The organism is Haloprofundus marisrubri, assembly GCF_001469955.1.
In the GTDB taxonomy this organism is placed as follows: Archaea; Halobacteriota; Halobacteria; order Halobacteriales; family Haloferacaceae; genus Haloprofundus; species Haloprofundus marisrubri.
On the sequence record NZ_LOPU01000017.1, the window covers coordinates 68,856 to 95,460 of the forward strand.

Annotated in this window: 31 protein-coding genes and 1 tRNA gene; 16 read left to right on the plus strand and 16 right to left on the minus strand. The window is 65.0% G+C overall.

The features are described 5' to 3' along the window. Positions 1–54: 54 nt before the first annotated feature. The 6 genes from AUR64_RS05385 (at position 55) to AUR64_RS05410 (ending at position 5,059) form a co-directional block, all read left to right on the plus strand. Positions 55–513, plus strand: a complete 459-nt coding sequence (locus AUR64_RS05385; protein ID WP_058580926.1) for an SHOCT domain-containing protein — start codon at positions 55–57, stop codon at positions 511–513. Between the two features lie 141 nt (positions 514–654). Beyond that, positions 655–1,650: a metallophosphoesterase family protein gene (locus tag AUR64_RS05390; protein ID WP_058580927.1), complete on the plus strand. Its 996-nt coding sequence runs from the start codon at positions 655–657 to the stop codon at positions 1,648–1,650. Positions 1,651–1,753: 103 nt separating this feature from the next. Then, positions 1,754–2,746 (plus strand): DUF4129 domain-containing protein, encoded by a 993-nt coding sequence (locus AUR64_RS05395; protein WP_058580928.1) that lies wholly within the window; start codon positions 1,754–1,756, stop codon positions 2,744–2,746. Continuing rightward, positions 2,743–3,294: a DUF7269 family protein gene (locus tag AUR64_RS05400; RefSeq protein WP_058580929.1), complete on the plus strand. Its 552-nt coding sequence runs from the start codon at positions 2,743–2,745 to the stop codon at positions 3,292–3,294. The genes AUR64_RS05395 and AUR64_RS05400 overlap by 4 nt, the downstream gene beginning before the upstream one ends. After that, a complete protein-coding gene (locus AUR64_RS05405) occupies positions 3,291–4,565 on the plus strand; it encodes a DUF58 domain-containing protein (protein ID WP_058580930.1) in 1,275 nt (424 codons plus the stop codon). The genes AUR64_RS05400 and AUR64_RS05405 overlap by 4 nt, the downstream gene beginning before the upstream one ends. Then, positions 4,562–5,059: a DUF7519 family protein gene (locus AUR64_RS05410; protein WP_058580986.1), complete on the plus strand. Its 498-nt coding sequence runs from the start codon at positions 4,562–4,564 to the stop codon at positions 5,057–5,059. The genes AUR64_RS05405 and AUR64_RS05410 overlap by 4 nt, the downstream gene beginning before the upstream one ends. Positions 5,060–5,096: 37 nt before the next feature. Here AUR64_RS05410 and AUR64_RS05415 read toward each other — a convergent pair whose 3' ends face one another. Then, a complete protein-coding gene (locus AUR64_RS05415; protein WP_058580931.1) occupies positions 5,097–6,059 on the minus strand; it encodes an AAA family ATPase in 963 nt (320 codons plus the stop codon). Between the two features lie 126 nt (positions 6,060–6,185). Between AUR64_RS05415 and AUR64_RS05420 the strand changes: the two genes are divergently transcribed. From AUR64_RS05420 to AUR64_RS05430, 3 genes are all read left to right on the plus strand, one after another. Then, positions 6,186–6,270 (plus strand) — tRNA-Ser (locus AUR64_RS05420). Between the two features lie 728 nt (positions 6,271–6,998). Further along, entirely contained in the window at positions 6,999–7,469 is a 471-nt protein-coding gene (locus AUR64_RS05425; protein ID WP_058580932.1) for an SHOCT domain-containing protein, read from the plus strand. A gap of 116 nt (positions 7,470–7,585) precedes the next feature. Further along, on the plus strand, positions 7,586–8,593 hold the full coding sequence (locus AUR64_RS05430; protein ID WP_058580933.1) for an AI-2E family transporter: 1,008 nt from the start codon (positions 7,586–7,588) through the stop codon (positions 8,591–8,593). 3 nt (positions 8,594–8,596) lie between these two features. Here AUR64_RS05430 and AUR64_RS05435 read toward each other — a convergent pair whose 3' ends face one another. From AUR64_RS05435 to AUR64_RS05445, 3 genes are all read right to left on the minus strand, one after another. Further along, positions 8,597–8,911 carry a hypothetical protein gene (locus tag AUR64_RS05435; protein ID WP_058580987.1) on the minus strand — a complete coding sequence of 105 codons (315 nt, stop codon included), beginning with the start codon at positions 8,909–8,911 and terminating at the stop codon, positions 8,597–8,599. Between the two features lie 53 nt (positions 8,912–8,964). Further along, the gene (locus tag AUR64_RS05440; RefSeq protein WP_058580934.1) at positions 8,965–9,489 is read right to left on the minus strand and encodes a hypothetical protein; all 525 of its coding nucleotides are present in this window, start codon (positions 9,487–9,489) and stop codon (positions 8,965–8,967) included. 191 nt (positions 9,490–9,680) lie between these two features. Further along, the gene (locus tag AUR64_RS05445) at positions 9,681–11,165 is read right to left on the minus strand and encodes an alpha-isopropylmalate synthase regulatory domain-containing protein (RefSeq protein WP_058580935.1); all 1,485 of its coding nucleotides are present in this window, start codon (positions 11,163–11,165) and stop codon (positions 9,681–9,683) included. Positions 11,166–11,490: 325 nt separating this feature from the next. Here AUR64_RS05445 and AUR64_RS05450 point away from each other — a divergent pair, with 325 nt between their 5' ends. Then, a complete protein-coding gene (locus tag AUR64_RS05450; RefSeq protein ID WP_058580936.1) occupies positions 11,491–12,447 on the plus strand; it encodes a winged helix-turn-helix domain-containing protein in 957 nt (318 codons plus the stop codon). A gap of 193 nt (positions 12,448–12,640) precedes the next feature. Here the strand turns inward: AUR64_RS05450 and AUR64_RS05455 are convergent, their stop codons facing one another. Both AUR64_RS05455 and AUR64_RS05460 read right to left on the minus strand, forming a co-directional pair. Next, positions 12,641–12,976 carry a DUF192 domain-containing protein gene (locus AUR64_RS05455; RefSeq protein ID WP_058580937.1) on the minus strand — a complete coding sequence of 112 codons (336 nt, stop codon included), beginning with the start codon at positions 12,974–12,976 and terminating at the stop codon, positions 12,641–12,643. A 56-nt stretch (positions 12,977–13,032) separates the two neighbouring features. After that, positions 13,033–13,386, minus strand: a complete 354-nt coding sequence (locus AUR64_RS05460) for a HalOD1 output domain-containing protein (RefSeq protein WP_058580938.1) — start codon at positions 13,384–13,386, stop codon at positions 13,033–13,035. A 236-nt stretch (positions 13,387–13,622) separates the two neighbouring features. Between AUR64_RS05460 and AUR64_RS05465 the strand changes: the two genes are divergently transcribed. From AUR64_RS05465 to AUR64_RS05475, 3 genes are all read left to right on the plus strand, one after another. Further along, positions 13,623–14,177, plus strand: a complete 555-nt coding sequence (locus AUR64_RS05465; RefSeq protein WP_058580939.1) for a DUF7097 family protein — start codon at positions 13,623–13,625, stop codon at positions 14,175–14,177. 83 nt (positions 14,178–14,260) lie between these two features. After that, complete coding sequence (locus AUR64_RS05470) at positions 14,261–14,812, plus strand: GMP synthase subunit A (RefSeq protein ID WP_058580940.1); 552 nt, start codon at positions 14,261–14,263, stop codon at positions 14,810–14,812. Positions 14,813–14,989: 177 nt separating this feature from the next. Then, the gene (locus AUR64_RS05475) at positions 14,990–17,002 is read left to right on the plus strand and encodes a DUF2070 family protein (protein ID WP_058580941.1); all 2,013 of its coding nucleotides are present in this window, start codon (positions 14,990–14,992) and stop codon (positions 17,000–17,002) included. 62 nt (positions 17,003–17,064) lie between these two features. On the opposite strand, the gene AUR64_RS05480 is transcribed toward AUR64_RS05475, so the two are convergent. The 8 genes from AUR64_RS05480 to AUR64_RS05515 all read right to left on the minus strand — a co-directional run bounded on the left by AUR64_RS05480 (position 17,065) and on the right by AUR64_RS05515 (position 22,127). Continuing rightward, on the minus strand, positions 17,065–19,794 hold the full coding sequence (locus AUR64_RS05480; RefSeq protein ID WP_058580942.1) for a PEP/pyruvate-binding domain-containing protein: 2,730 nt from the start codon (positions 19,792–19,794) through the stop codon (positions 17,065–17,067). 198 nt (positions 19,795–19,992) lie between these two features. Next, on the minus strand, positions 19,993–20,202 hold the full coding sequence (locus AUR64_RS21135; RefSeq protein WP_082230621.1) for an HVO_0649 family zinc finger protein: 210 nt from the start codon (positions 20,200–20,202) through the stop codon (positions 19,993–19,995). Between the two features lie 71 nt (positions 20,203–20,273). After that, positions 20,274–20,540, minus strand: a complete 267-nt coding sequence (locus tag AUR64_RS05490; protein WP_058580944.1) for a DUF3194 domain-containing protein — start codon at positions 20,538–20,540, stop codon at positions 20,274–20,276. Further along, entirely contained in the window at positions 20,541–20,942 is a 402-nt protein-coding gene (locus tag AUR64_RS05495) for a prefoldin subunit beta (RefSeq protein ID WP_058580945.1), read from the minus strand. A gap of 50 nt (positions 20,943–20,992) precedes the next feature. Next, a complete protein-coding gene (locus tag AUR64_RS05500) occupies positions 20,993–21,376 on the minus strand; it encodes a spore germination protein GerW family protein (RefSeq protein ID WP_155120533.1) in 384 nt (127 codons plus the stop codon). Positions 21,377–21,467: 91 nt separating this feature from the next. After that, the gene (locus AUR64_RS05505; RefSeq protein WP_058580946.1) at positions 21,468–21,707 is read right to left on the minus strand and encodes a KEOPS complex subunit Pcc1; all 240 of its coding nucleotides are present in this window, start codon (positions 21,705–21,707) and stop codon (positions 21,468–21,470) included. Between the two features lie 10 nt (positions 21,708–21,717). Continuing rightward, positions 21,718–21,852 (minus strand): DNA-directed RNA polymerase subunit P, encoded by a 135-nt coding sequence (locus AUR64_RS05510; RefSeq protein WP_058580947.1) that lies wholly within the window; start codon positions 21,850–21,852, stop codon positions 21,718–21,720. Positions 21,853–21,860: 8 nt separating this feature from the next. Continuing rightward, complete coding sequence (locus tag AUR64_RS05515) at positions 21,861–22,127, minus strand: 50S ribosomal protein L37 (RefSeq protein WP_058580948.1); 267 nt, start codon at positions 22,125–22,127, stop codon at positions 21,861–21,863. A gap of 183 nt (positions 22,128–22,310) precedes the next feature. On the opposite strand from AUR64_RS05515, the gene AUR64_RS05520 reads away from it, so the two are divergent. After that, positions 22,311–22,703 (plus strand): DUF7344 domain-containing protein, encoded by a 393-nt coding sequence (locus AUR64_RS05520; RefSeq protein ID WP_155120534.1) that lies wholly within the window; start codon positions 22,311–22,313, stop codon positions 22,701–22,703. 143 nt (positions 22,704–22,846) lie between these two features. Beyond that, positions 22,847–23,554, plus strand: a complete 708-nt coding sequence (locus AUR64_RS05525; RefSeq protein ID WP_058580950.1) for a helix-turn-helix domain-containing protein — start codon at positions 22,847–22,849, stop codon at positions 23,552–23,554. Positions 23,555–23,565: 11 nt separating this feature from the next. Here the strand turns inward: AUR64_RS05525 and AUR64_RS05530 are convergent, their stop codons facing one another. Both AUR64_RS05530 and AUR64_RS05535 read right to left on the minus strand, forming a co-directional pair. Further along, positions 23,566–24,294: a DUF2103 domain-containing protein gene (locus tag AUR64_RS05530; RefSeq protein ID WP_058580951.1), complete on the minus strand. Its 729-nt coding sequence runs from the start codon at positions 24,292–24,294 to the stop codon at positions 23,566–23,568. Between the two features lie 47 nt (positions 24,295–24,341). Next, positions 24,342–25,040 carry a DUF4336 domain-containing protein gene (locus tag AUR64_RS05535; RefSeq protein WP_058580952.1) on the minus strand — a complete coding sequence of 233 codons (699 nt, stop codon included), beginning with the start codon at positions 25,038–25,040 and terminating at the stop codon, positions 24,342–24,344. Positions 25,041–25,178: 138 nt separating this feature from the next. Here AUR64_RS05535 and AUR64_RS05540 point away from each other — a divergent pair, with 138 nt between their 5' ends. Then, complete coding sequence (locus AUR64_RS05540; protein ID WP_058580953.1) at positions 25,179–26,519, plus strand: hypothetical protein; 1,341 nt, start codon at positions 25,179–25,181, stop codon at positions 26,517–26,519. The last annotated feature ends 86 nt before the right edge of the window (positions 26,520–26,605 follow it).

A 26,605-nucleotide genomic window follows, 5' to 3' on the forward strand; every position in this document is an offset into this window, starting at 1 on the left:
TACCGCATCCGAGCGAACGAACTGTTATCATCCTGCACACACTGTACTCACTCGATGGCCAACGTTCGGAGCCCGCAGCCGGCCGACGAAGAGCACGAAGACGAGGAGTCTCCCTTAGAGCAAATCGTCGCCGGCGTCGTCATCGCGCTCATCTTCCTCGTCGGATTCGGCCTGTTAGCGGCGCAGTTCCGATGGTTCTGGGTGGTGTTCCCGGTCGGATTCGCCGGCGTCCTCCCGGCGGCTATCGGTCTCGTCCGCTGGTACGAACGGACTCACGAACGCGACGAAACCGCTCGTGAGGAGTTCTCGGTGTCGCAGACCGACGACACCGACCGCGCGTTGGCGACGCTCCGTGACCGATATGCCAACGGCGAACTCGACGAATCGGAGTTCGAACGCCGACTGGAGCAACTCCTAAACACGGAGACGACGGCGGACGCACGGGCGGAACTCCGCCGCCGCGAATCTGCCGGCGCTGACCTCGAACGTGAGCGCGAACAGGCACGTGAGTGACAGAACGGATTCTTCGTCGTCGATACTGACACAGTTTCTTCGTCACGGGGTCTCGGTTGGACCTGTGTGCGCTATATAGCCAAAATGATAACGCGGCCGATATGTTTACCCGGCCGGCCGGACTAGCGTCGCCGAACACCGATGCCCGGCCCCACCCGCGAAACCGAACTCGCGCATCTCGACCGTCCGAAAGCCGAGGAGACGACCATCGCCGTCGTCTCCGACGCACACGTCACCGCCGACGCCGAGGGGACGTGGAAAGTGTTTCACCGAACCGAGTCACGCCTCCAGTCGGTAATCGAAGACGTGAATCATCGAGACGTCGACGGACTCGTCTTCGCCGGCGACCTGACCAAGGACGGTACGCCCGAGGAGTTCGAACGCGTCACCGAGATTCTTTCCGGCCTCGACGCGCCGTACGTCGCCGTCCCCGGTAATCACGACGTGCCGAAGACGTTCGACGACCACGACACGCCGCCGCTGTCGTCGTTCGTCGAGGCGCACTGTCCCGACGAACTCCCGTACCGCGCCCGTCTCGGTGGCCTCGACTTCCTCTGTCTCAACAGCGCCGCCGACGCCGATGGTTCACTTCGGAACGGACATGCCGGACGCATCTCGGAGGCACAACTCGACTGGGTCGAGAGTGCTGTCGACCCCGAGCGACCCACCGTCGCCGTCTTCCACCACCCGACGACGCACGTCGGCCACCTCTTCGAGCGCTTCCCCGAAACGGACCACTTCCAGTTACAGAACGCCGAATCGGTGGCCGAAACGCTCGACGCCGCTGGCGTCGAGGCGGCGATTTCGGGGCACATCCACTGGCCGACGGCCGCTCATGTCGGCGACTCTGTGGAGGGAGCAGCCGTCTCGGAGAACACGTCGGGTGGTCTGACACAGGTGACGACGCCCGCCGCCTGCTCGTTCCCGCAAGGGTATCTGCTGGTCCGCGTGACGCCCGACGGAACGACCGTCTCGATGGTCCCCGTCGGCGACGACGAGGCCAGAAAAGAGGCGTACCGCTACGCCGCGGCCGACGGCGCACGCGACGGGGCCGTCGCCGACAGCACCGACGAGGGTTACTTCGAGGGGTTCCCACTTCTCGAGGAACGAGCACCCGAACCGACCACCTCCGACTGAACGTTCGGCCCTCCTTCGACCTCCCTCCGACTTCCTTTCGTGGTTCCTGACTGACGGGTCAGTGTCGAAACCACTATACGGCGTTGACACGCTATCACGTGACGTGCAGAGAGACACCGCCCTCCGGATTGGTCTCGCCGCCCTCGCCGTCTGCGCGCTCGCCCTCGCCGCTGCGACACTCGACTCGGCCGTCGTCACCGACGACGGCGGTAGTTTCGGCTTCGGCCCCTCCGACAGCGGTTCGTTCGGTGGCGAGAACGATGCCCCCGAGGACCAACCACCGTTGGGTGGGTCCGAGGCGTCGGCGGCCCCCGTCATCAGTTTCTGTCTTCCGTGGCTGACGCAGTGGTGGGTCGTCCCCGCCATCGTCGGCGTGTTTCTGGTGATGAACGCCGTCGCCCGGTACAGAACCGGGTCGTATCTCCTCGGTCTCGCGTTCACCGTCTCGTTCGGCAGTCTCGTCTTCGTCTTCTACGTGTTGCTCACCTCGTGTGCGACTCCGCAGCAGTCGTTCGGCTTCGGCAACAGCAACGCGACGAACAACTCGGTGTTCTCGGGTGCTTCGGGGTCGTCGGGTCTCACTGGGGCCGGTGAGACGATTACGTCACCGACGCTCCTGCTGCTGGTCGTTCTCGGCGTCGTTCTCGTGGGAGCAGTGCTACTGCTTTTCGTCTCCACCGGCGACGACGACGAAGTCGTCGAACGCAGCGACGACACGACCGAACCGGTTCCCGACGTGGCTGCGCTCGGCGAGGCCGCAGGGCGCGCCGCCGACCGAATCGAAGCGAACGCCGACACCGACAACGAGGTGTACAGAGCGTGGACCGAAATGACCGGTCTGTTGGACGTCGAACGCCCGCAGACGAGTACGCCAGCGGAGTTCGCCGCCGCCGCCGAAGACGCGGGTATGGCCCGCGAAGACGTCCGTGAACTCACCGACCTGTTCGAGCAGGTCCGCTACGGCGACAGCGAAGTCACCGCCGACCGGGAGGAACGCGCCGTTTCGGCGCTGCGTCGCATTGAATCGACGTACTCCGAGGCGAACTCACGTATCGGCGGCGACGATGCGGACGCCGGTAGAGGTGAGACACGATGAGGACAATCACCGCGTTCGCGGGCCTCACCGCGACGGTGTTCGGCTTCGCCGTCGTCGTCGACCGGGGGTTGGCGGGCCTGTTCGACCTCAACTATCTCATTGTCACCCTCGTCGGCGCGCTGGCGCTCGTTCAGGGCGTCCGATACGGACTCTCCCGACGGAAAACGCCGCTTCACGCGACGACGACCGACGACCCGGAACTCCGATACCACGTGCCGGTTCCCGGCGACGAGGTGGATATGGAGTTCGCCAGCGAGCGCTCGTTCGGACGCGCACAGAAACGAGAAAAGGTCCGCGACCGACTCCGCGAGGCGGCGTTGGAGACGCTCGTCGGCTACGGCGGACTGACGCGTGAGGAGGCACAGAAACGCTTGAACGAGGGAACGTGGACCGACGACGCCCTCGCGGCCGCCGCGCTCCACGAGTCGCCGCGGCGACCCTCCGTCGTCACCCGAATTCGAGCCATGTTCCGGACCGAATCGGCGTTCGAACGGAGCGCCCGCCACGTCGTCGACGAACTCGTGGCGATTCAGGAGGGGAGACGATGAGTGCCTTCGAGACGAACCGCTGGACCGGTGTCGAAGCGCTCGCACTCCTCGCGGGGAGTCTGGCGATTCTCGTCTCTCCTCGTCAACCGGCGCTGCTGCTCGCCGGCGTGCTGGGTATCGCTTACGCAGCCTACGCTTACGGCGGCGACGCCCCGACTCCCTCGGTGAGCGTCGAACGCGAACTCGACGACCCGACGCCCGAACCCGACGAGACGGTTCGCGTCACCGTCACCGTGCGAAACACCGGCGAGTCGACGCTGCCGGACCTCCGCGTCGTCGACGGCGTTCCCCCCGCCTTGGAGGTGACCGACGGGACCGCCCGACTCGGCACTGCGCTTCGGCCCGGCAAACGGGCACGCTTCTCGTACGAGGTTCGCGCGGTCCGCGGCGAACACGAGTGGAAGCCGATGCGCGCTATCGTCCGCAACGCCAGCGGGAGCAACGAACGCGTGACGGAGACGAACTCCGAGACGGTACTGCGCTGTGAACCGCGACTGTCGGCGACCGAGAACCTCCCGCTTCGTGGCCTCACCACGCAGTACGCTGGGCGCATCACGACGGACGTCGCCGGCGCGGGACTGGAGTTCACCTCGACGCGCGAGTACCGCCGCGGCGACCCGCTCAAGCGCGTCGACTGGAATCGTCTCGCACGGACCGGCGAACTCGCCACGACCGAGTTCCGCGAGGAGCGCGCCGCGACGGTAGTCCTCCTCGTCGACGCCCGGGAGAGTGCGTATCTCGCACCCGAGGAGGACGCACCGAACGCCGTCGAGCGCTCGGCGGAGGCCGCCGGCGAGACGTTCGTCGCGCTGTTGAACGGCGGTGACCGCGTCGGCTTGGCGACGTTCGCCGCCGAGAGCCTCTGGTTGCCGCCGGGTACAGGTGACGACCATCGCGCACAGGGACGACGACTGCTGGCAACACACCCGTCGCTCGCACCGACACCGCCCGAAGACGCCGCGTTCTTCCCGTCGATTCGTCTGCGTCGACTGCAGCGTCGACTCCCGGCGGACGCGCAGGTGATTCTGTTCTCGCCGCTGGTCGACGACTACGTCGTCACCGCGGCGCGGCGACTCGACGCCCACGGCCATCTCGTCACCGTCGTCAGTCCCGACCCGACGGCCGACGAGACGCCGGGTCGACGACTCGCAGGGGTCGAACGCCGCAATCGGATGAGTCGACTCCGCCGCAGCGGCATCCGCGTTATCGACTGGCGCGAGGAGTCGCTGGCGACCGAACTCGCCCGCGCACGGGAGCGGTGGTCCTCGTGAGCGAGATAACCAGAAAGCCGGCGCTTCTGAGCGTCTCGCTCTCGATTGTCGGAGCGGGGATCTGTCTCGTCGTAGCGGCGGTGAGTTCGTCGACTGCACTCGCGGCGGCGGCTATCGGCGTCGTCGTCCTCGGTATCGGATTGGTCGCCGGTGGGCGGCGGGCGGTGACCGCCGGCGGAGTCGCACTGTTCGCGGCCGTCGTCTTCGGCGGCCTCGCAGGGTCGGGTCCGGAACTGCTGCTCGTCGGCCTGCTCGCGGCCGTCTTCGCGTGGGACGTCGGCGAGAACGCTATCGGCATCGGCGAGCAGTTGGGCAGAGAGACGGACACCGCGCGTGCGGAACTCGTCCACGCGGCGTCGACGCTCGTCGTCGGCGTCGTCGCCACCGTGTTGGGCTACGGCGCGTACCGCGCCGCCGGTGGCGGCCAACCGGTGACGGCGCTCGTGTTTCTCCTCTTGGGCGTCGTGGCGCTGGTCGCGGCGCTACGCGACTGAAACGAGCGGGAAAAATCGGCTCGCGTCCGTGTCCGCGCTATCGCGCTTCGAACTCGACGGTCGGGACGTCGACGGTGTTGAGCACGTCGTCAACGACGTCGCCTTTGTCCACGTCAGAGACTTTCGCGTCCGGCGTGAGCACGAGGCGGTGGGCCAACACTGGATGACTGACGCGTTTGACGTCGTCGGGCGTGACGAACTCGCGGCCGGCGTAGACGGCGCGGGCGCGAGTGGCCTCGAACATCCGCTGGGTCCCACGCGGGGAGACGCCGACGGCCACCCGTCGGTCGTTACGCGTCGCGTGGGTTATCTCGGCCATGTACTGCAGTAAGTCGTCGTGGACGCGGACGCGTTCGGGCGTCGCCCGCATCGCCAGCACCTCGTCCTGCGAGAGCACCGTCTCGACCGACGGACTGCGCGTGTCACGGCCGGCGCGGCGACGCAGCAGTTCGACTTCGCCGTCGAGTTCGGGGTAGCCGATGGCCGTCTTCACCGAGAAGCGGTCGACCTGTGCCTCCGGTAGCGGGAACGTCCCTTCCTGCTCGACGGGGTTCTGCGTCGCGATGACGAAGAACGGTTTCGGCAGTTGGTGGGTCTCGCCGTCGACGGTGACCTGTCCTTCCTCCATCGCTTCCAGCAGTGCGGCCTGCGTCTTCGGCGGCGCGCGGTTGATTTCGTCCGCGAGGACGATGTTGGCGAAGATGGGGCCTTCGGAGAACTCGAACGTCCGTTCCTGCTCGTTGAAGATGTTCGTCCCGGTGACGTCGGAGGGAAGCAGGTCGGGAGTGAACTGTACGCGGGAGAAACTGAGACCGAGCGCTTGCGCGATACTGCGGGCGGTAAGCGTCTTACCGGTGCCCGGAACGTCTTCGAGGAGGACGTGGCCACGGGCGAGCACGCCGAGCATGATGCGCTCGAAGAACTCGTCGTCTGCGATGACCGCACCTTTGACCGTGTCGAGAACCCGGTCACAGGCGGTGCTTGCGTCGGAGATGTCCATGTGACCGGAGACGCGTTCTCGGGGAACTTAGACCCATTGGCCTTCTGTGAGAGTCACTGACACTGTCGGGTCGCCTCGAAGAAATCGAAACCGATTAAACGAGGGCGGGCGTTTGGTGGAACGTAAGCCGAGGTAGCCTAGCCTGGCCAAGGCGGTAGATTCGAAATCTACTGTCCATTCGGACTCGGGAGTTCAAATCTCTCCCTCGGCGCTTTTCGTTCTGTTGTACTCCGAGCAGCGCGTTTTATGGTGCTGAGAGGCTCAACAACGTAAACGATAGACGAGTGATTTGAACGAGAGGAGAGGCGACCGAAGGGAGCGAACTCCGCGTAGTTCAAATCTCTCCCTCGGCGCGTTTCGTTCCGTTGTACTCCGAGTAGCGCGTTTTGTGACGCTGGGAGACTCAACGACCCAACAGTAGTTCGAGGTGCGATTTATTGAGAATACATACTGGAACAGCCGACACACCCGAGTGTTGAATTCACTGACTCTCTCGCTTGGGGTTTAACAGAAGTAAAATACCTGTTGAGTTTCTTTGACGAACGGCGTCACAGATGGACTTTAATACAATATAGTTGTATCCTTCTCTATGAAGAAGAGAACCATCGCGATATGCATTGGCGTGGTTTTCTCAATAGTATCCACATCGGTTGTGTGGGCGGCCCTCGGTCCCCAAGTAGGGATTCTCTTTGGGATATTTTGGATTGCATTCCCCGTTCTCACGAGTGAGGTGTTTGAACGACGGACGCCATATTCGTGAGATTCACACAATATCCATGACGTGAGCAAGAACGTAATCTTGCGAGAAGGTACCTTTGAGACTCGATAGTCGAAAGGTTCAACGAGACTGAACTCACCCGTTCGAATCGCCCCTTCCTCACAACTTCAGCACCGAAAGCGACGGAAAACTACATACCGTTCTCTTCTGAAATAGGTCTCATGCGCAGAACAGTCGTCGACCGCCGGCTCCCGACGTCGATGTCGCGCGCAGTCGTCTCTCTCCTCGCGCTCACACTGAGCGTCGAACTGGTCCTCTCGGGCGTGTCGTATCTTCTCTCGGGGATGCTCCACGAAGGAGTAGTCGAGCAAACGCTGTCGACGCTGGCGTTTCTACTCGCCGTCCCGGGTGGCGTGTTCACGGCGTGGGCGTTCCTCGCGTTCGGACTCCTCGGACTCGTGTCGACGTGGTCGCTCGTCGGCGGGAACGCCGACACGACGGAACGCCGTGGTGACCGGGCGGGCGGCGAACAGGTCGTCGAATCGGACCCGGTCGGCGTTCTGCAGCGACGGTACGCCGACGGCGAGGTGACCGACGAGGAGTTCGAAGAACAACTGACCCGACTGCTCCGAAGCGGCGAAGAGAGCGACTCGTCGCCGGAGAACGCGGAGACGAACGAACTCGTCGAGTAGTCCGAGGCCGACACGAACTCACTTCGTCGACACGTCGACGGCGACCCACGAGAGACGGTTAGCGAACGGTACGGTCCAGCCTCCCGATTTATCCAGTTGTCACTCGTTGTAGGGGTATGAACAGCGACCGTTCGTTCCTCCTCCTCGCTATCGGGGTCGTCGGGTTGCTCTCGTTTCTACTGCTGTTCCCGTTCCTGCAGTACGTTCTCGCAGCAATACTCCTCGCGTACGTGTTGACACCGATTCATCGCCGGCTCGAACCCAGAGTCGGAGCACGAATCGCCGCCGCAGCGCTCATCGCTATCTCGACACTCGTCGTGTTACTGCCGGTGCTGCTCATCGTGCAGGTGGTGCTTCAGGAGGCTCGCTCCGTGTTCAACACCATCCGTAACCTCGTGTCGGGGTCGACACCGTTCGAGGAGTTCACGCGGATGAACCTCTCGGTGGAAGCGCTGTTCGGGTCCGCGCAGGGAAGCGGGTCGACGCTCGTCGGGAGCGTCGTCGACGTGTTCGGCGGTCTCTCGAACGCCGTCATCGGCCTCACGGTACTCCTGTTTCTGCTCTACTACCTGCTGACCGACGGTGCGGCGTTCGTCGCGTGGATTCGACGGGCAACACCGCTTCCGGTGCACATACAGGACGAACTCCACGCGCACATCAACCGACTCATGTGGGCGGTGTTGGTCGGCAACGTCCTCGTCGCCATCGTTCAAGGCATCCTCACCGGTATCGGCCTGTTCGTCGTCGGCTTTCCGAGCGTCGTCTTCTGGACCGTGTTCACCGTCCTGCTCTCGCTTTTGCCGCTCATCGGGGCCTCTATCGTCTGGTTCCCCGCGGCGGTGTATCTGGGACTCTCCGGACAGTACGTCGCGGCGGGTTTCCTGTTCGTGTACGGGGCCGTCGTGGTCAGCCTCTCGGACAACTATCTTCGGCCCGTTATCGGCGGCCGTGAGGCGCGCCTCAACCCCGGATTGTTCGTCGTCGGCATCTTCGGCGGCGTCGCCGCTCTCGGCTTTATGGGTATCTTCTTCGGCCCCATCGTTCTCGGGGTGCTGAAGGCGCTCGTCGACGTGTACGTCCGCGAGTACGCGAACAGCAACTCGCTGCCGGTCGGCAGCGACTGAGCCTCAAAACCGGTCGAATCCCGACTGTTCGGCGTCGGTGCCGCCGCGGAGTCGACGCCGGCGTTTGTCGTACGCACCGTCGAGAGCGACTCGGCAGCGACGGCCGACGAGATAGCCGTCGGTGTCGGAGTCGTCTCGGGGGTCGGCCAGTCGAATCCAGACGCGAGGCTCGCCCCCACCGGAGAGCGACGCGGCCCACGATTCGGCGTCGGCGCGCGTTCGGAAACGCCGCCGACTCCCGCGGCGGACGACGGCGGCACCGACCGCGCCGTTGGTCCGCCGGGCCGACTGTTTCACTTCGACGACGAACTCGCTCACAGTGACGACTCGGCGTTCGATTCGGACGCACTTCGGTGTTTCACTTCGTCCGCCTAGAACGGTCCACAGCCCATCGTCGTCGACCACGTCGAACTCTCCATCTGTCCGTTCTCGCGGATGGCGACGGTAGTCGCCGACTCGTTGCAGTCGAAGTTCGAACGGGCGACACCAACTGTCGAGGCTTGGCTATCCTCGGCTGCGACGACGGCGGTGTAGTTCGCCGGGCGATGCAGCGTCAGCGCGACGTGTGTATCGCCGTCGACGTCGAACGCCCGCTCGAACGTCTTGAACGGACGGAGCGAGTTCCGATACACCGAGACGGTAATCTCGCGGTCCGGGCCGTCGTTCCAGACGTTGAAGGCGTGTGGGCCGTTGTTTGCCGGTCGGAGGACGCCGAATCGAGAGCCGATATCGACCCGTTCGGCCGGACTCGCGTCCAGTTGCGGGTCGAACTCGGCGTCGCGCGCGGCGGGCGGAAACTGCATGTTCTCGTCAAACGTCGGCAGTCGTCCGGTACAGCCGGCGAGTCCACCGGCACCGACCGTTCCCAGGAGGGCGAGAAAGCGGCGACGTTCCATACTGTCAATATTATCGGCATTGGTGATAAGTCCCCTGATAGGTAAAATAACTAACTTCGCCACGCAGTCTGTCGATTTTTAGCCTGTGTCAGGTTGACATGTCACTTTGTTACTGGCGGAGATTCGGACGAAATTCGTTCCCGAATGTTTCGGGTGGCTTCGAGACCGTCGCCCTTCTCTCGACTCGAGGTTCAGTCGGCGGTGGGTGGCGTGTCTGCGACCGCAGTTGGTGCGCGGAGTCGGTCGAGTGCGTCGACCATCGCCACGACGCTCGCGCGGGTGATGTCGGCGTCCGACGCGGCGACGCTCACCGACCGGTCCTCGCGCGAGAGTTCGACTTCGACGGTGACGACGGCGTCGGTGCCGCCGGAGATAGCGTCGACGTGGTACGACTCCAACTGGAAGGCGGCGTCGGGGCCGAGCGCAGTCCGGACCGCTTCGACGGCGGCGTCGACGGGGCCGTTTCCGGTGCCTGCGGCGACGCGTTCCTCGTCGTCGACGGCGAGACGGACGCTCGCAGTCGGCACCCCACCGCCGCTGGTCGCCTGCAGGTCGACGAGGCGGACGCGCCGTTCGCGGGAGCGACCCTGCACGTCCTCGGCGACGGTGAGGAGGTCGGCGTCGGTGACCCGTTTGCCGCGTTCGGCGAGGCCTTTGACGCGGTCGACGACCTGCGCGAGTTCCTCGTCGGAGACGTCGACGCCGTGTTCGTCGAGTGCTGCGCGTACGCCCGCGCGCCCGGCGTGTTTGCCGAGCACGAGGCGTCGTTCTCGGCCCACTAACTCGGGCGGGTACGGTTCGTACATCGCCTCGTCTTTCAGCGTGCCGTCGGTGTGGATACCGCTCTCGTGGGCGAAGGCGTTCTCGCCGACGACGGCTTTGTTGGGTGGCAGCGGTGTCCCCGTCGCGCGGGCGACGGTCTGTGCGAGCGAGTACAGTTCGTCGAGGTTCGCGCAGTCGACGTCGTAACAGTGCGAGAGCGCGACGGCGACTTCTTCGAGTGCGACGTTGCCGGCGCGTTCGCCGACGCCGTTGACGGTGGCGTGGACGAGGTCCGCGCCCGCCCGGAGACTGGCGTGGACGTTCGTCATGGCGAAGCCCAAGTCGTCGTGGACGTGCGTGCTCGTCGGGCCGTGTTCGGCGAGGCGGGAGACGACGCGCGCTGTGTGTTCGGGGCTTCCGTAGCCGACCGTATCGCAGTAACAGAACCGGTCGGCCCCGGCGTCGTGTGCCGCCGCCGCGAGTCGGTCGAGAAAGTCGAGGTCGGCGCGGGAGCCGTCTTCGCCCAGCACCTCGACCCAGAGGCCGTGGTCGCGGGCGTACTCGACGAGTTCGACCGTCGTTTCGAGAACCGAGTCGTGGTCGGTGCCGACCTTTCGCTCGACGTGGCGGTCGCTGGCGGGGACGACGAGGTTGACGCCGTCGACGCCGCAGTCGAGTGCGAGATCCACGTCGGCGCGGACGCCGCGGGCGAAACTCGTCACCGTCGCGTCGAGACCCAAGTCGGCGACGCGGGAGATGGCGTCGCGTTCGCCCGCGCCGGTGCAGGCGCTACCCGCTTCGACGAACGGCACCGCCGCGCTGTCGAGTGCGCGTGCGATGTCGACTTTCTCGTCCGCAGAGAGCGAGACACCTGGCGCTTGCTCGCCGTCTCTGAGTGTCGTGTCTAAAAGCAGTACGTCGCGGTCGTCGAGCGACGTGGCGAACGGGTTGGCGGCCGCGTTCGCGTCGTCGGTCGATGTGTTATCCTTGGCGCGGAATTTCTCGGCCAGTCGCCTCGCGGCGACTTACCCTATCCTCCGTGCCGGTGTGGTCCGACATTGTGGATGCTTCGTGGGTTCGCCTACCTATGAACCTGTGGGGTATGACAGAACTTGCCAGTCCGATTCGTCGTCGCTCGACGGTATCTGTGAGACCATCCCGATAGAACGAGCGTCCCGACATCGTGAGCACACAGTTTAGCGCGGTGACAGCGTCTACAACCGTAGGTGACGTACAGCCATGACTGTGGAGCGAGCAGACCAGTCGACCGAAGGCGCATACGCGTCGGTGGCTGACGCGTTCGCCGTCGTCGGCAACGAAACGCGGGTTCGGATTCTCGAAGAACTGTGGGCCGCCTCGGACCGGCCGCTCGGGTTCGCAGAGCTTCGACGGCGCGTCGGTATGCGTGACCCCGGCCAGTTCTCCTATCACCTCAACAAACTCACCGACTACTACGTACGTCGGACGCCCGACGGCTACGACCTTCGGATGGCGGGTGTCAACGTCGTCTGGGCTATCGCGTCTGGACGATTCACCGTCGAGACTCACCGTGACCCGTTTCCGGTGGACAGCGACTGTGAGTGGTGTTCGGCGCCGCTCGAAGCGCGCTACGACGACGGACTGCTGTACGTCGACTGCGTGGACTGCGGCTGGATGCACCAGATGTTCCCGTTTCCCCCCAGTGGTGTCGTTGGACGCACCGACGAGGAACTGGTGACCGTCTCCGACCAGTTCGCACGCTCGTACTTCACGCTCGTCGCTCGCGATATCTGTCCGAACTGTGCGGCCAGCGGTCGACTTGCTCACCTCGAACACGAACGGGATGCGCCTCCGGACCTCCGTCGGGAACGCACCGGAGAGAAGGCAGGAACCCACCCTCTCGGTGACGGGTTGGAGCCGGTGATGACGGTCAAGTTCGAGTGTCGCTGTTGTGGGTTGTGGACTGTCTCGAATCTGGCGACGCTTCTCTTGTACCATCCGACAGTCGTCCAGTTCTACCGCGACCACGGCGTCGATATCGTCGAGATACCGGTGTGGGAGATAGAGCGTTACGGACGGCGGTCCGAAACGGACGTCGTCTCGATGGACCCCCTCGAACTCACCGTCCGGTTTACCGTGGACGACGAGTCGCTTTGGGTAACCGTCGATAAATCACTCGGCGCGCTCACCACGCGTCGCGCGCAACTTTCCGGGTGACGGTCTGAACGCAGTGGCGTGTCGTTGGCACTCTCCGACAGTCGACTGAATCTCTCATCTCGTCGTTGTACCGTACAGGCCATCGAACACGAACACGCCGACGAAGGCATCTTCAGGAACGACTGCAAAAATCAATTTCAGATGTCACTTGCCATCGCGCTTCACATCTAAACACCCGTCCAGCTTTCGGGACTCATTCGACGAGTTCGACCGAATCGCCCTCCTCGACACCGTCGGCCGCACCGGCGGGGAGTTCGACGATAGTGTCGGCGGTGCCCCATCCGAGGCCCGTCCACCCGGAGAGTCGGGCGTGTTTGGTCACCTCACCGTCGACTATCCAGAGCGCATCGATGGGAAACGGAACGAACAGCATGTGGAGACTCCGGCGTTCGGCCTCGTCGAACCGGAAGACGAGCGCGTAGTCGTCGGGAACCGACCGTCGAAACATCAGGCCACGACTCTGCTCGAAGAAGGAATCCGCGAACTCGACGGTGCTCGCTATCGGCCGGTTCTCGTGAACGAGTTGCACGACTCGGCGTTACGACGGAACGATAAAAATATGTGAGATTCGTTCGGCAGAGAACGTTACCGCATGCCGGCCGCGAGCGTCCGCCGCCCGCCGCCGTCTTTCTGCTCGTAGACGGTGATTCGGCCGTGGCTCTCGACGACGATGGTGTAGCTGAGTGCCTCGAACGCGACGGAACCGCCGAGACTCGTTTTCTCGGTCCCGGCGAAGAGGTTGTTCAGCGCGTCGGGGTTGATAGATTCGTGCATGAAGGGGTCCAAGTCGAGCGGGTCGACACCCTCGACGGCCGCTATCGCGTCGATGACAGCGAACGAGAGGTCGGTTTCGCTGGGGTCGACGATAGCTTCGTGTTGTTGTCGATAGCGGTCCGTGTCGTAGGAGTGCCCGGTGTGAGATGGTGAGTGGTCTGTCATGGATAGGTTCTCGCGCCCGTGCTGGCATCCGCGACCAGCAGTATTTTGGTTGTAATCCATCTACCAACATCCGGGCTTTTCAAACTACCGTTTCATAGACGACCGTTCGGAACTTAGTTTATACACGATTGTAGACTCGAATAAGTCTCATCCAACGAGTTTCTTCGAATCTGTTCAGTCCGCTCGCGCGCGAGCAAACGTCGAACGTACAAGTGAGAGCGGCCCGAGTCGCCGACATGGAGAAGACGCCGAAAGGGACGTCCGTCGGCGTAGACGACCCCTACGAGTTCGCGGGCCGATGCGACCACCTGACCGGCGACGGCCGGTGTCGCTACGCACTTTCGCACGCGGGTGACGACCCCGAGTTCGCCCGCGCGCGCCGCGCCGACGACTATCGCTGTCTCGTTGGCGAAGAAGGCTGCGAGTGGCGCGACTGTCCACAGTACCGTTCGACGACCGATGGCCGCGAATGCGTCCGGTGTGACCTGCCCGAAATTCGGATGGCACACCAGTCGTCGGCGCGTCCGTTGTTGGAGGAACACCACCTCTCGTACCACGGCGGTGGTGACAACAGCGACGGAGACGACGCCGACCCGAACCACGAAATCACGGTGTCGCTGTGTCGGTGGTGTCACGCGAAAGTCCACAACTCCTTCGCCCGCGTCGACGACGACGTGAACCCCGACGCCGAAGCGTTGGCCGCGCGCGAACAGCGCCGCAGCGAGGAACAGGCCGAGTTCGGGTTTCAGTCCGCGAGCGAGCGGTTCGAGCGCGGTTCTGAGGACGCCTGAGTTCGGGCGACGCCCAATGCACGAACGTGCTTACTTCGACCCGAGTCCGATTCGCTTTTAGGCTCGTCGGTCCAACCCCGGCTATGACCAGAATCGTCGTCATCGACAACCACGGGCAGTTCACACATCTGGAGCAGCGAGCCTTGCGGGACGCGGGCGTCGACACCGAACTCGTCGACAACGACACCCCTCCAGAGGAAATCGACGCGGACGGCGTCGTCCTCTCCGGTGGTCCTGACGCCGACCGGGCGGGACGCTCGGCGGAGTTTCTCGACATCGACGTTCCTGTTCTCGGCATCTGTCTCGGGATGCAGATTATGGCCAGTGAACTCGGCGGCCGCGTCGGCTCCGGCGACTACGGCGGCTACGCCGACGTAACCGTCGACATTCTCGACGACGACGACCCGCTCGTCGGCTCGCTCGCGCCCGAGACTCGTGTCTGGGCGAGCCACGCCGACGAGGTGAAAGAACTCCCAGACGGGTTCACCCACACCGCGACGAGCGACGTCTGCGGCATCGAAGCGATGAGCGACGCCGACCGCGACCTCTACGGCGTCCAGTGGCACCCCGAAGTCGCTCACACCGAACGCGGCGAGGAAGTGTTCGAGAACTTCATCGCCCGTTGCGAACGCTGAACCAACCGAAAACCGGTCGAAAATCGACCGAGAACTGGCCGAGAACTGGCCGAGAACTGGCCGAGAACTGGCCGAGAGTAGACCGCCAGACGGCGCCGAGAGTGACAGACGTAGAGACAGTCCACACAGCGAAACAAGTAGCGAGGTTTTAGGAGTCGCGCACACAACCTCGTCGGCATGACAGCGTCGCAGAGCAACCTCGCCGGCTTGTCGCGGTTCATCTTCCGCGCGCCGTCGTGGTACGCGAGCCTCGGGTTCGCGTTGCTCATCGCCGCCATCGCCGGAGTCGGCGCGTTCGACTCCGGCCTCCGCGAGGGGACGTGGCGGGGTCTATTCTTCGTCGGTAAAGACGCCTGGGAGGGTATCTTCTTCGTCGGGATTCCCACCGTCGTCGCCAGTGTCGCAACCACCGGTGTCGACCGGTTTCTCGGCGGCCGACTGACGCCGAACCGGTCGTCGCTTCTGGCGTTGGCCTGCGAAATCGTTCTCGTCGGTCTGCTCACCGTCGGCGCAATCGTTGCCGTGTTCGCCTCGCTCGACCAGCGGTTCGTCTACAACGTGCTCGTCGTTGCACTCGCGTCTATCTTCGCGCTCCGCTTGCTCGTCATCATGGCCGTCTCTCGGTCGTCGATTCTCGTCGCGTCGATTCCGGCGAGCATCCAGACGGTCGTCTCGGCGTTGCTGCTGTTCGTTTACAGCGGGACGCTCAGCTATCTGGAAGTCGGCGGCCCGATTCTCGACGCCTACCTGATGCCGTACTTCGCTCGCTCCGAGCAAGCGCCCGACGTCGTCTCGGCGCTCACGCCGAACCACTTCGTCCTTCTCGGCGTTATGTGCGTTATCTACGCGACGAGCGTCTACGCCTTCCTCGAAGTCATCGACCGCCCGTGGCGCAACAGCCTCGGCGTCTCCGTCTTGGACTTCATCCGCGGCTTCATCGGTCACATCGCCGAAGGCTCCCGGGAACTGGAGGACTTCTTCGAGCAACTCGGACAGGAGGCCGTCGTTCCCGTCACCGTCCTCGCGTTCCGCGACGAGAACGGCGACGAGAAAGCCCAGTTCGTCCTCCCGATGATTCATCCCGGCCCGATGGGCGAAATCGGCGGCGGCAACTTCCCCGAACGCGTCGCCCGTCGCAGCGAGGGACTCGCGTTCCCGCCGCACGCCACCGCGGGCCACGACTTCAACCTCGTCACCGAACGCGAGGTCGACACCATCCTCGACGCCGCCGAGAACGCCCACGAGCGCATCGAGTACAGCGCGGAAGCGACGAAGAGCGCCAGCGTCGACTCCGGTGAGGCGAAACTGCTCGGCCAGCGCTTCGGCGACGATGCGCTCGTCGTCTCGACGTTCGCGCCGAACTTCGCCGACGACGTGGAGTACTCCGTCGGCCTCTCGGCGGCGACGGAGGCGCGCACCAGCGGACTGGGCGACGTGCTGCTCGTCGACGCGCACAACTGTAACAACGGACTCGAAGGACCCGACTTGGGTCACGTCACGCCCGGCAGTCGGCGCTCCTTCGACATGATTCGCGGCGCGGGCGCTGTCGGCCGGGCGCTGTCGGACGCCGACACCGACCAACTGCGTCTCGGGACCGCCTCCGACCCGACCGAGTGGACGCCGCGGGAGGGAATCGGTCCACTCGGCATCCGCGTCGCCGTCTCGGAGGTCGACGGCCAGCGGACGGCGTACGTCCTCGTCGACGGCAACAACATGGAACCGGGACTGCGCGACGAAATCGTCTCGGACCTCTGTGAGACCGTCGAATCGACGACGCCCGAGGACCCCGAGGTCGTCAGCGCGCCGAGTACGCAGAGCGGCGGCGCGGACCCGGCGAAAGCCGAACGCGTCGTCAGCGACGGCGGCGGCCTCGTCGACACGGCGGAAGTGATGACCACCGACACCCACATCGTCAACACGGTGAAAGCCGACAACCAGGTCGGCGCGGTCATCGACCACGACGAACTCCGCTCGCTGATTCGGCGTCTCGTCTCGGAGGCGGCCGCCGACTGCGAACCCGTTGAAGCCGGCATGGCCGTCGAACACGCCGAAGTAACCGTCTTCGGCAACGACCGGACGGAGACGCTCGCCAGTCACGCCAACGTCGCCGTCTCCATGGGCGGGGCGTTCGCCGCCGCCATCGCCTGCGCGACGATTCTCGTGAGCATTCTCATCTTCTTCCTCGCCTGAACGGGTCGTCGTCCGTCGGTGTCCGTCCTCGTTCGGATTCGCCGCTCGCTCTCCGCACTGTCTCAGTCGACGAACTCCACGACACCTCGGGTTCCGTCGACGCGGAGTCGCTGACCCGTCTCGATGGTTCGGGTCGCACGCGGCACCGACACCACCGCCGGGAGGCCGTACTCGCGGGCGACGAGCGCACCGTGGCTCATCCGGCCGCCGACTTCGACGACCATCCCCGCGGCGTTGAGAAACAGCGGCGTCCATCCGGGGTCCGCAGAGGGGGCGACGAGAATCTCTCCCTTCTCGATGGTCTCTTTCGTGGGGTCGCGGACGACGCGGGCGACGCCTTCGACGACGCCGCCGGAGACGCCGGTTCCCACGAGCGCTCCCGCCGGAACGTCGTCGCGGGAGACGACCGGGTTCGGTGCTTCGCCCTCGCTGGTTAGTATCGGCGGCGCGTCCATGGCGGCGTGTCGCTCGAACTCGGCGCGCCGGGCGGCGATATCGACGGAGAGCGATTCCCCTTCCGAGGCGGCGAGCAGTTCGTCACGCCGGAGGAACCAGACGTCGTCGACCTCGTCCAAGCGGCCGTCGGCGACGAGCGACTCACCGGCTTCGAGAAGCACCTCGCGCCACGCGGCAAAGAGATGCGCAACGCCCTGCTTGGGGTACTCCCGCGTCTGGATGTAGCCGCGGTACGTCGTGAGCAACTGTCTGAGAACCCGTCTCCGAATCGGACCCAACACTCCGTGGTCGACCCGGTTTTCGAGTCGGTCGGCCGCCTCGGCCGCCTCGCGTTCCATCCGTCGAAGATGTTCGTGGTGGTCGCCGCTTTCTCCGTGTTCGAGGTTCGCCCGTACCGTCGCCAGCAATCCGGAGGGGTCTTCGCGCCACCGCGGCCGACTGATGTCTATCTCGCCGGTCCCGCGGTGGCCGAACTCGCGGAGATACTCGTCGAACGCGTCGCAGAACGCCTCGCCGCCGTCGTACTCGTGGAGTTCGTCGAGCGACGCGCCCTCTCGGAGCGCGTCGGCGACTTGCGGGTGTTCGCGCGCGAGGTCCGCGAGGTCGCCGAGTCCGAGGTTGAGTCGCGTCACCAGTTCGGCCGGGAAACCCCTGCCGACGGCGTTCACGTCGTCGGCCGCCTCTGCCGCGAACCGACGTCGGAGCCAACTGTCGACGAGCAGCGCCGCGTACAGCGGCCCGATTCGCGGAAGCGACCCGAACTGGTCGACCACCGCGTAGAGGTCGAACGGCGTCCGAACCCGTTCGACGAACGGTTCCGTCTGCTCGATTTCGTCGGCCGTCTCGACGCCCCAGACCGTCCACAGCGCCTCCTCGTAGCGCGGTGGCTCCGGGTCGCCGACGAACGCCCCGAAGAATCCGGCGAGCGTGAGTCGAACCAACGGGTAGCCCCGTCGAAGGCCCGCCCAGACACGGCCGGCGACACGCGGTAGCGATGTGGCCCGTTCTCGGCGCGACCGTTCGGTTCGGAACTCGTCGCCGCGGCGTGCGAGCAGGTCGGTGAGCGCGACCGACATCGGTTCGCTTATCGAACCGAGAAACTCGGGAACGTCGTCGCGGAGCGCGTCGATTCGGAGCACGTTCGTGATGTCGACGTAGACGCGGCCGCCGGCCTCGACGCCCCACGAGCTCTCCGAGTCGAACCCGAACGCCGCCAGCGACGACTCCGCGTACGAGAGCCACACGTCTCTGACCAGCGGCGGCATCGCTTCGGGCAACGCCTGTGCGTGGCCGACGCTGTAGTAGACGTGGAGTCGGTCGTCTGCGGGCGCGGGCGAGGGAACCGGAAACAGTGACGTGATGGGCCGCGACTGGAGAACGAACAGGTCGCCGTCGGCGAAACACCACTCGATATCCTGTGGCGACTCGAACAGCGCCTCGATTTCGGCTCCGGTTTCGACGAGCGTTCGGACGTCGTCGTCGGTGAGTGCGCGGTCGTCAGGGGCGCTACGGTCGCCTCGTTCGTCGACCGCGCGGTCGACTCGTTCGACCCCGCCGCCGGTGGCCGGTCTAACGGCGACTGTCTGCACTCCGGCTTGGTAATCGAGTATCTCTCCAGTCTCCCTATCGACTCGGACGCTGTCGGCGCTCACCTCTCCTGAAACGAGCGCTTCGCCGAGTCCGACTCCGGCCTCGATAGCGGCGACGCGGCGGTTACCGGTCGTCGGGTCGGCAGTGAAGAGGATACCGGAACTGTCGGCGTCGACCATCCGCTGGACGAGGACCGCGATGGAGACGCTCTCGTGGTCGATGCCGTTTCGCGCCCGGTAGGCGATAGCGCGGTCGGTGAACAGACTCGCCATGCAGTCGCGGACCCGTTCTTCGAGTCTCTCTTCGGGGACGTTGAGATACGTCTCCTGTTGGCCGGCAAAGGAGGCGTCCGGAAGGTCTTCGGCGGTTGCGCTCGACCGAACCGCAAAGGAGGTCGCCTCGTCCTCGTCGGCCACCGCTCGCTCGATGGCCTCTCGAAGTGCTGCGGGAATCGGCCGTGCCCGAATCAAATCGCGAAGATACTCTCCAGCCTGCGCGAGCGCGTCGGTTTCCGCCGGGTCGAGGTCCGACAGCGCGCGAACCGCCGTTCGAATCGTCTCGTCGTCGACTAACGTACGATAGGCGGCCGTCGTCACGCAGAATCCCCCGGGAACCGGAATCCCGGCGGTGACGAGTCGGGCGACGTTCGCGCTCTTGCCGCCAACCAGTGTTCGGTCCGTCGCCGACGGGTCCGCCAAGTCGACGACGAACGGGTCGCTGTGCGCCGTGTGTTTCGTCTCGTTCATCTCACATCACCGACTCAGTTCGTGTCGGATTCGGTCCGTCCGAGTCGCCGCCGCTCGACGCTTCCGTTTCCGGTCGCTGCGGCAGACCCGAACGGACTGACTCGACTGCTGCGTTCGTAGCTACTGGAGCGACTGCCGTGACGGAGTCGAGCGATGCCACTGTTCGTCCCGCCGGTGTTCGGCGTCGGCGATACGCGTTCACTGACCGAGTCGAAGCGTTCGCGTTCGAATCTCGCCGCAACTCGGACAAATGTGGCGGTACAACACCTGCGAACCGGTCGTTCGGGCGGTCCACTGCCCTTCCTCGTCTCGGTATCCACACTGGGGACACCGCAAGTCGACACGGTTGTAGTGCGACCGCAGTCTGTCTAACGCCGTCGTCCCGCTCCTCCGGCCTCCGGTAGCCATGTGTTAACTATTAACACTGTGGCTGCTTAGCTGTTCGCCTCGGCGGAACTGTTTGGAAAGAAATGAGTCGGTTACTCCGACGACGATTCGGCGGACGCGAACAGGTCGTCGACGGCGTCGCGCGCCGCAAGCGCTGCCTCGTCGGCGACAGCCTCCGGGTCGGTCTCGTCGGCGGGCGCGTTCAGATACACGTCCACGTCCAAGACTCCGTCCTCGAAGGTGACCGTGACGTCCATGTCGCGCACGTTCGACTGCTTGTAGTGCGTGAAGATGACGCCTTCGGCGGCGTCAGCGGCCGTCTGGACGACTTCTTCGTCGGTCGGTTCCTCGCTTGTCATTTACGCGCCGCCTGCACCGGGGCCGCCCATCCCGCCGGGGCCGCCGGGGCCGCCCGCGCCGCCCTGCAGCATCTGCTGGAGTTCGCTCTGCAGGCTCTCGAACTGCTCCTGCACGCGCCCTTCCTGTTTGTCGAGTTGCTCGACGCGGACTTCGAGGCTCTCGACGCGGTCTTCGAGTTGCTCGCGGGCCTCGCCGTACTCGGTTTCGACGAGCAGTTCGCCGACTTCGCGGTACATCGTCGCGTCCTCGTCGACGTCGTCGAGCGTTTCGAGCGCCGTCTTCGACTCCGAGAGCGTGCTCTCGGCCTGCTGTTTCTGTGCGCTGACTTGCTGTGCGGTCTCTTGGAGGTCCTGCAGTTCTTCGAGCTTCTCCTGCGCCTCCGGTGGTAGGCTTCCTTGCATAGTCGGTCCGATGCGCGCCGGACTGAAAAAGCCCCGTATTTACTCTCCCGTCAGGTGGACCGTCTCCGGAGTCGGCGTCCGACGAGTGCCCCGACTGCGGCCCCGACGACGAACCCTCGGGCGAACCGCCGTCGAGCGGCGACGGGGACGAATCGAACGTCGTCGGCCGTGATTTCGACGACACCCAGCGGCGTCACCGTCACACCTCCGCCGAAACCGCCGCCTTCGCCGGTCCGGTCGGGTTCCATCTCGTCGTCGACGCCGCCGCTGCCGAACCCTCCACCGAAGCCGTATCTGATGCGTGCGACGGGAACGGTGGTGTGACCCTCCGCCACGATTGCGTCGCCGTAGGCCGCCTCGACGGTCGCTTTCTCCCGGAGCTGTTCGACGAGCGACCGAATCGTCTGTACGCTACTGATTGCCCCATACCACACGCTACGCTACCGGAGTGAATAACGGTTCTACTGGCTCTGTTTGGGGTCCGTGACAGTCGTGGCCGGTGAGTCGTCGGGCCGCAGCAGGTCGTCAGCGCGCTGCGAGGCGTTCGGCGACGGCGACCATCCGAGTCCACGAGTTGATACCGGCGCGGAGGGCGACGAGGTCGGTCGCTTCGACCCGTACTTCGACGGTGTTTCCCTCTCTTTCGACACTCGCTTGTGAGCGCTCGTCGTCGATTTCGCCGACTTCGACACCGACACTGCGTTCGACGACGCGTGCGCGTCGCTCGTCGGGGTACGAAAAGCGGAGAACGCTTAGATGCGACACTGCCGCGAGGTCACTTTACGTCGACTTCTTTGACGACGCGGGCGCGTTCCTTCAGGAGAACGCGGTGACCGCAGTACGGACAGCGAACGCCCCCGTACTCGTCGAGTTCGACGTCGCGCTTACAGCGGGAGCATTTGTAACTCATCTGTGGAATTATTCGTCTTCGTCGAGTGCCGCGCGGATGGAGCGTCGGACCGAGCGTCCGCCGGGCGTCTCGGGGCGGTACGCGCCGCCGGTGAACTTCTCGCCCGTCTCTTTGTTGACCCAGATGCCCGTGCCGAGGCGCTTGACCTCGTCGCCGTCGACGCTGGCGTTTCGCATCTCGGATTCGATGTCGGAGACCCGCTTGCGCGCGACGCGACCGTAGCGCGCGCCGAAGCGGCCCGAGCTACCGGTCTGTCGTGCCTTATTGTCGGCCATAGTGGTGGCAACTATCCCGAGCGAACAGATAAAGCCTACGAGTCCACCTCAGTCGCCGTCGGTGCTCCCGAGTGCGGTCCCTAACCCTCATATAAAACCATGGCTGTGAAAGCGCCACAGTTTGGGGAGTGTAGCGTCGGTTTCTATCCGCGCTGGGAACTTCCCCCGGGTGCTCACCTCACCATGTCAAACGAACATACGCTAGGACGCCGAAGCGACCACCCGACGCACGCACCGTCTACAACCGTCGACCGTGCGCGCTTGGACGAGGCGTTCGACGCACTGTCGAACCGGCGACGGCGGGACGTACTGTACTACTTACACCAAGCGGATGGCGGAAGGGTCGACGTCTGTGACATCGCGGACACGATGACTGCGTGGGAAGTCGAGTGTCTCGAAACCGTCGAGTCCGACCACTTCCGGAGTCTGTTGGTGTCGCTTCGTCACGTCCACCTGCCGAAACTGGCCGAAATCGGCGCGCTCAGTTACGACCGCGACCAGGACACCGTCGAACAGTCCGACAGCCCCGTGATTCACGACTGGGTCGACCTCGCGGCTGTCGAAGAACTGAACTAACGGCGCGTTTTTCTCGCTTTTCTCGTCTCTCGGGGGAGCCCCGCAGGTTACGTGCTGTCCACAACCGATATCGGTATCATATCTGAACAGTGCGTTTTTACCGAACCAGCCTGTAGTAGCGGACGAATAGGGACGACCGACAGATGCTCATCGCCGAACTCACCCTTTCGACCGCTATCCTCAAGCGTGCGTTGGCGACTGCGCCGGAGGTGACCGTCAGTCTCGACCAGCAGTACACTCGGGACACCGATACCAGTCTCCTCCAGATACAGGCGACCGGCGACGGACTCACGGCGTTCGACACGGCACTACCCGACGACCCGACCGTCGCGGACGCGGCACTTCTCGGTGAGGACGATGGATGGCGACAGTACCGCCTCACACTCAGCCCAGCGGGCGACGACGCGTCCACGTACCACATGCGAACGGAACTGGACGCGGTGCTTCTCGACGCCGAAGCGACGACCGACGGATGGACGCTCCGACTCCAGTTTCCCGACCGGGCGTCGGTCTCGGCGTACCGACAACGCTGCGTCGACGCGGGTATCTCGTTCCGACTGCACCGGTTGTACGAGAAATCACCTCACGGGCGAACGCAGTACGGACTCACTGCACCGCAGGAAGCCGTGTTGACCGCCGCGTTCGAGGCCGGTTACTTCGAGGTTCCGCGACGCTGTTCGCTCGCCGACATCGGCGACGAACTCGGTATCTCCGGGCAGGCGACTTCCGAGCGACTCCGACGCGGCCTCCAGACGCTGCTGCGGAGCACGCTTTCGGAACAGAACTCACCGGAGGAGGTCGCTGCCCAACCCACGAGGGACGCCGAGACTCCCGACCGGCCCGCAGACTGAGTCGCAGCGGTTCAGTTCTCCGAGCGTAACTCCGCCTCGACGAGCGCCTCGTTCAGGTCGTCGCGGACGCGTTCGCCCGTCTCTCGGTTCATCGCCGTCGTCACGACGCGGTTCTCTTGGACGCTCGACCCGTCGCGCAACAGAAACCGGACGTTGCCGTTGTCGTCGGCGCGGGTCACCTTCGCTCGGAGACTCGTCCGCGACCCTTTCCCGCCGGCGTCGATGGGGCCGGGAATTATCTTCTTGACGTGCGGATGGCTGGCGACGACGCCGATGGCTTTTCTGCCTTTGCGCCCGCCGATGACCGTCGTGTGCGACCCGCCGAGTTTCTCGCCCGGCGACGCCTCGACGACTTCGAGCGTGCGTTCGCCGCGACTCTCGACGACGGCCGCGACGGGGTCGTCGTCGCGGACGCGGTAGAACTCGTAATGTAACTGGGCGCGCGTCTCGCGGATGACGTCTCGGTCGCCGGCAGCGTACACCGTCTCGGGCCGCTTTCGACGGATTTCGTCGGCGACGCGGCCGGCGAAGTTCCGGAGTTCGACGACGCCGGACTCCTCGCCCGTCTCGGGCATCGTCGTCACCGTCGTCTCGCCGAGAACCGTCTCCTCGTCGAGAAACGTGAGCGTCGCTCGGTCGCGCGAGCAGTCGAGAACGACGGCGTCGCAGTTGCCGGTGCGGCAGGTCAGACAGTAGTCTCCGGGTTTCTCCAACGGCGTGCCACACCGGCCGCAGTGCATACCGAATCTGGTTCTCGCCGACCTATAACTCCGTTCGTTTCGGGATGTCAGCGCAACCAGTCGAACGCGTCGGCGACGGCCGCCCGACCGCCGGACTCCAGTACCGACCCGTGACCGACGAGTACGCGGTCGAACTCCCACGCCAGTATCTTTCGGACCGAGTTCCGCGCCGCGTCCTCGTTCACTATCGTTCTGCGGAGGTCCGGCGGCACCGCGAGTCGTCCGTACATCCCGGCGAGGCGCGCGACGGCCCGCGTCGACAACGGCGCGTCGCCGGTGACGTGATAGCAGATGTCGCCGAGAATCAGGGTCCGACTCGGGCGGTGGTAGAACTCGATTTCGGTGAGCCACCGGTGGCCGAGAAACGCCGTCTGGTCGAGGTCGGCGCTCCACCGTGGGTCGGGCGTCCCGCCGAGCAGGCCGTCGAAATCGAGGTCCGTCCGCCGTCTGTCGAGTCCCGGCGCGGCCAGCAACTCGGCGCGCGGGTACGCCTCGCGGTACTGTTCCATGTACAGATGGCCGTGGAGTTTGCTCGCGGGGACGACGAAGCGCACGTCGCCGAGTTCGGCCAGCGCACCGCGGAGGTCGGCGGTCAGTTCGGCCGGCGAGTAAATCAGCAATCCTCCGCTCGAAAGACGGACGACGACCATCACGCGGCCGATTTCGAGGCCGAAGAACCGCAGCGGTTCGCGGTAAGTCCACAGACCAGTGTCGAGGTGGTCGAGTACGTCGGATGTGGCGGTCATACGCCGTAGACGACGAGAGAGGAGATGGAGGTTCGGACAGTCACTCCACCCCAGCCAGCGGAGTCGGAGACGACCGAGAGTACAGCGGCCGTTTGACCCTCCGGTAGCTTCTTACTCGATACTATCCTCGTCGGTGACATGAATCGCCCCGTGTGGGTCGCCCTCCTCTGTGCCGTCCTCATCGCAACCTCGCTCGCCGCACCGGCCGCAGACGCCCGCCCGCCGCCGCGCGAACTCTGCGGGTTCTGCGGCGAGAACGTCGAATCGGCGGCGGCCGAACACGGCCTCGACCTCACCGTCGAGCGAAGTACGGTGACGGTTCACGTCCACGACAACGGCAGTGCGACGTGGGTCGTCCGCAACCGAATCGCCGAGGACGCGGCGGCGACGAGACTCCGAACGAACGACTCGCTGCGCGAGGCTATCGTCCCCGGCGACCCGTCCGAACGTTCTTCGAACATCGCCGACTCGGGAACGCTCGTCACGCGCCACACCGAGTCCGAGTTCGCCGAGGAGTCGGTCGCTGGAACGCTCCGCTCCGGCGCGTTCACCGAAGGCTACGGCTACCGCAACCTCGCGGGCCTCGGCGCGGACGAACTCACCGTCGTCGCCCCCGAAGGGATGCGTCTCGGCTGGACCGTCTCGGGGTCCACGGTCTCGGAAGACCGAACGCGGATGACGCTCACCGAGTTCACCGACGCCGACGAGGGCGACTTCGTCACGTTCGTCCCCGAGGACAGTACCTTCGGAGCAGTGCTGAGTCCCATCGTCGTCGCCGAGAAACTCGGTCCGGTCGCCGCGCTGAACTTCGGCGTGTTCGTCGGCCTACCGACGGCGCTGTTCGCCACCCTCGTCGCGGGCGTCGCCGGCGCGGTGTCGTGGCTCTCGACGCGAACCGGACGGTTCGAGCAGGTCGAAGGCTACGTCGGAACCGGCCTCCTCGCGGTCGGTGTGCTCGCGGTGGTGTTCCCACTCCTCTCCGGTTCCATGTTGGGTATCGGCGGATTCGACGCACCGGTGTTCGGCATCGGTGTCGGCCTCGCTGCCGCGGGACTCGCCCTGTCTGCGACGGACGCTCGCAAACACGCCACGTTCCGCACCGTACTCGCGGGGGCGGTCGGCGTAGCGTGTCTCGCCGCCGCGGCAGCCATCGGCGGGGCGGCGCTGTTCGGCGCGTTCGGCGTGACGACAGCGCTCCTCTCGAGTCTCCCCTTCGTCGCCCCGGTGTTCGCGCTCCTTCCGGCAGGGTACGCGGTCGGTCGAGGAGAGAGAACACTCGGCGTTGCGACAGCGACGCTGGCGTTCGCGCTTCCGGTGCTGTCGTGGTCGCCGCTCACTGCCCCGATGGCCGGGATGGCGCTCTTGGCCGTGTTCCTCGCCGGAATCTACGCCGTCGCCATCGCGGTACTCGGCGCGCCGCTGTTGCTCGTCGGCGCGTCGCTATCGGGGGGTCAGCGCTCGCCAGCGACTGGACGGTAACCGAACCTCGTAACGCTGGATTCGTAATTCAGACCGATGAGGTCCTGAACGCACGACACAACTATGACAACCTAGTGAAAACACAG

What these genes read in the sequence shown, in the direction of transcription:
- AUR64_RS05385 (WP_058580926.1), top strand. Translation starts at nt 55, where the DNA reads ATGGCCAACGTTCGGAGCCCGCAGCCGGCCGACGAAGAGCACGAAGAC.
- AUR64_RS05390 (WP_058580927.1), top strand. Translation starts at nt 655, where the DNA reads ATGCCCGGCCCCACCCGCGAAACCGAACTCGCGCATCTCGACCGTCCG.
- AUR64_RS05400 (WP_058580929.1), top strand. Translation starts at nt 2,743, where the DNA reads ATGAGGACAATCACCGCGTTCGCGGGCCTCACCGCGACGGTGTTCGGC.
- AUR64_RS05405 (WP_058580930.1), top strand. Translation starts at nt 3,291, where the DNA reads ATGAGTGCCTTCGAGACGAACCGCTGGACCGGTGTCGAAGCGCTCGCA.
- AUR64_RS05415 (WP_058580931.1), bottom strand. Translation starts at nt 6,059, where the DNA reads ATGGACATCTCCGACGCAAGCACCGCCTGTGACCGGGTTCTCGACACG.
- AUR64_RS05425 (WP_058580932.1), top strand. Translation starts at nt 6,999, where the DNA reads ATGCGCAGAACAGTCGTCGACCGCCGGCTCCCGACGTCGATGTCGCGC.
- AUR64_RS05430 (WP_058580933.1), top strand. Translation starts at nt 7,586, where the DNA reads ATGAACAGCGACCGTTCGTTCCTCCTCCTCGCTATCGGGGTCGTCGGG.
- AUR64_RS05440 (WP_058580934.1), bottom strand. Translation starts at nt 9,489, where the DNA reads ATGGAACGTCGCCGCTTTCTCGCCCTCCTGGGAACGGTCGGTGCCGGT.
- AUR64_RS05450 (WP_058580936.1), top strand. Translation starts at nt 11,491, where the DNA reads ATGACTGTGGAGCGAGCAGACCAGTCGACCGAAGGCGCATACGCGTCG.
- AUR64_RS05460 (WP_058580938.1), bottom strand. Translation starts at nt 13,386, where the DNA reads ATGACAGACCACTCACCATCTCACACCGGGCACTCCTACGACACGGAC.
- AUR64_RS05465 (WP_058580939.1), top strand. Translation starts at nt 13,623, where the DNA reads ATGGAGAAGACGCCGAAAGGGACGTCCGTCGGCGTAGACGACCCCTAC.
- AUR64_RS05470 (WP_058580940.1), top strand. Translation starts at nt 14,261, where the DNA reads ATGACCAGAATCGTCGTCATCGACAACCACGGGCAGTTCACACATCTG.
- AUR64_RS05475 (WP_058580941.1), top strand. Translation starts at nt 14,990, where the DNA reads ATGACAGCGTCGCAGAGCAACCTCGCCGGCTTGTCGCGGTTCATCTTC.
- AUR64_RS05480 (WP_058580942.1), bottom strand. Translation starts at nt 19,794, where the DNA reads ATGAACGAGACGAAACACACGGCGCACAGCGACCCGTTCGTCGTCGAC.
- AUR64_RS21135 (WP_082230621.1), bottom strand. Translation starts at nt 20,202, where the DNA reads ATGGCTACCGGAGGCCGGAGGAGCGGGACGACGGCGTTAGACAGACTG.
- AUR64_RS05490 (WP_058580944.1), bottom strand. Translation starts at nt 20,540, where the DNA reads ATGACAAGCGAGGAACCGACCGACGAAGAAGTCGTCCAGACGGCCGCT.
- AUR64_RS05495 (WP_058580945.1), bottom strand. Translation starts at nt 20,942, where the DNA reads ATGCAAGGAAGCCTACCACCGGAGGCGCAGGAGAAGCTCGAAGAACTG.
- AUR64_RS05510 (WP_058580947.1), bottom strand. Translation starts at nt 21,852, where the DNA reads ATGAGTTACAAATGCTCCCGCTGTAAGCGCGACGTCGAACTCGACGAG.
- AUR64_RS05515 (WP_058580948.1), bottom strand. Translation starts at nt 22,127, where the DNA reads ATGGCCGACAATAAGGCACGACAGACCGGTAGCTCGGGCCGCTTCGGC.
- AUR64_RS05520 (WP_155120534.1), top strand. Translation starts at nt 22,311, where the DNA reads ATGTCAAACGAACATACGCTAGGACGCCGAAGCGACCACCCGACGCAC.
- AUR64_RS05525 (WP_058580950.1), top strand. Translation starts at nt 22,847, where the DNA reads ATGCTCATCGCCGAACTCACCCTTTCGACCGCTATCCTCAAGCGTGCG.
- AUR64_RS05530 (WP_058580951.1), bottom strand. Translation starts at nt 24,294, where the DNA reads ATGCACTGCGGCCGGTGTGGCACGCCGTTGGAGAAACCCGGAGACTAC.
- AUR64_RS05535 (WP_058580952.1), bottom strand. Translation starts at nt 25,040, where the DNA reads ATGACCGCCACATCCGACGTACTCGACCACCTCGACACTGGTCTGTGG.
- AUR64_RS05540 (WP_058580953.1), top strand. Translation starts at nt 25,179, where the DNA reads ATGAATCGCCCCGTGTGGGTCGCCCTCCTCTGTGCCGTCCTCATCGCA.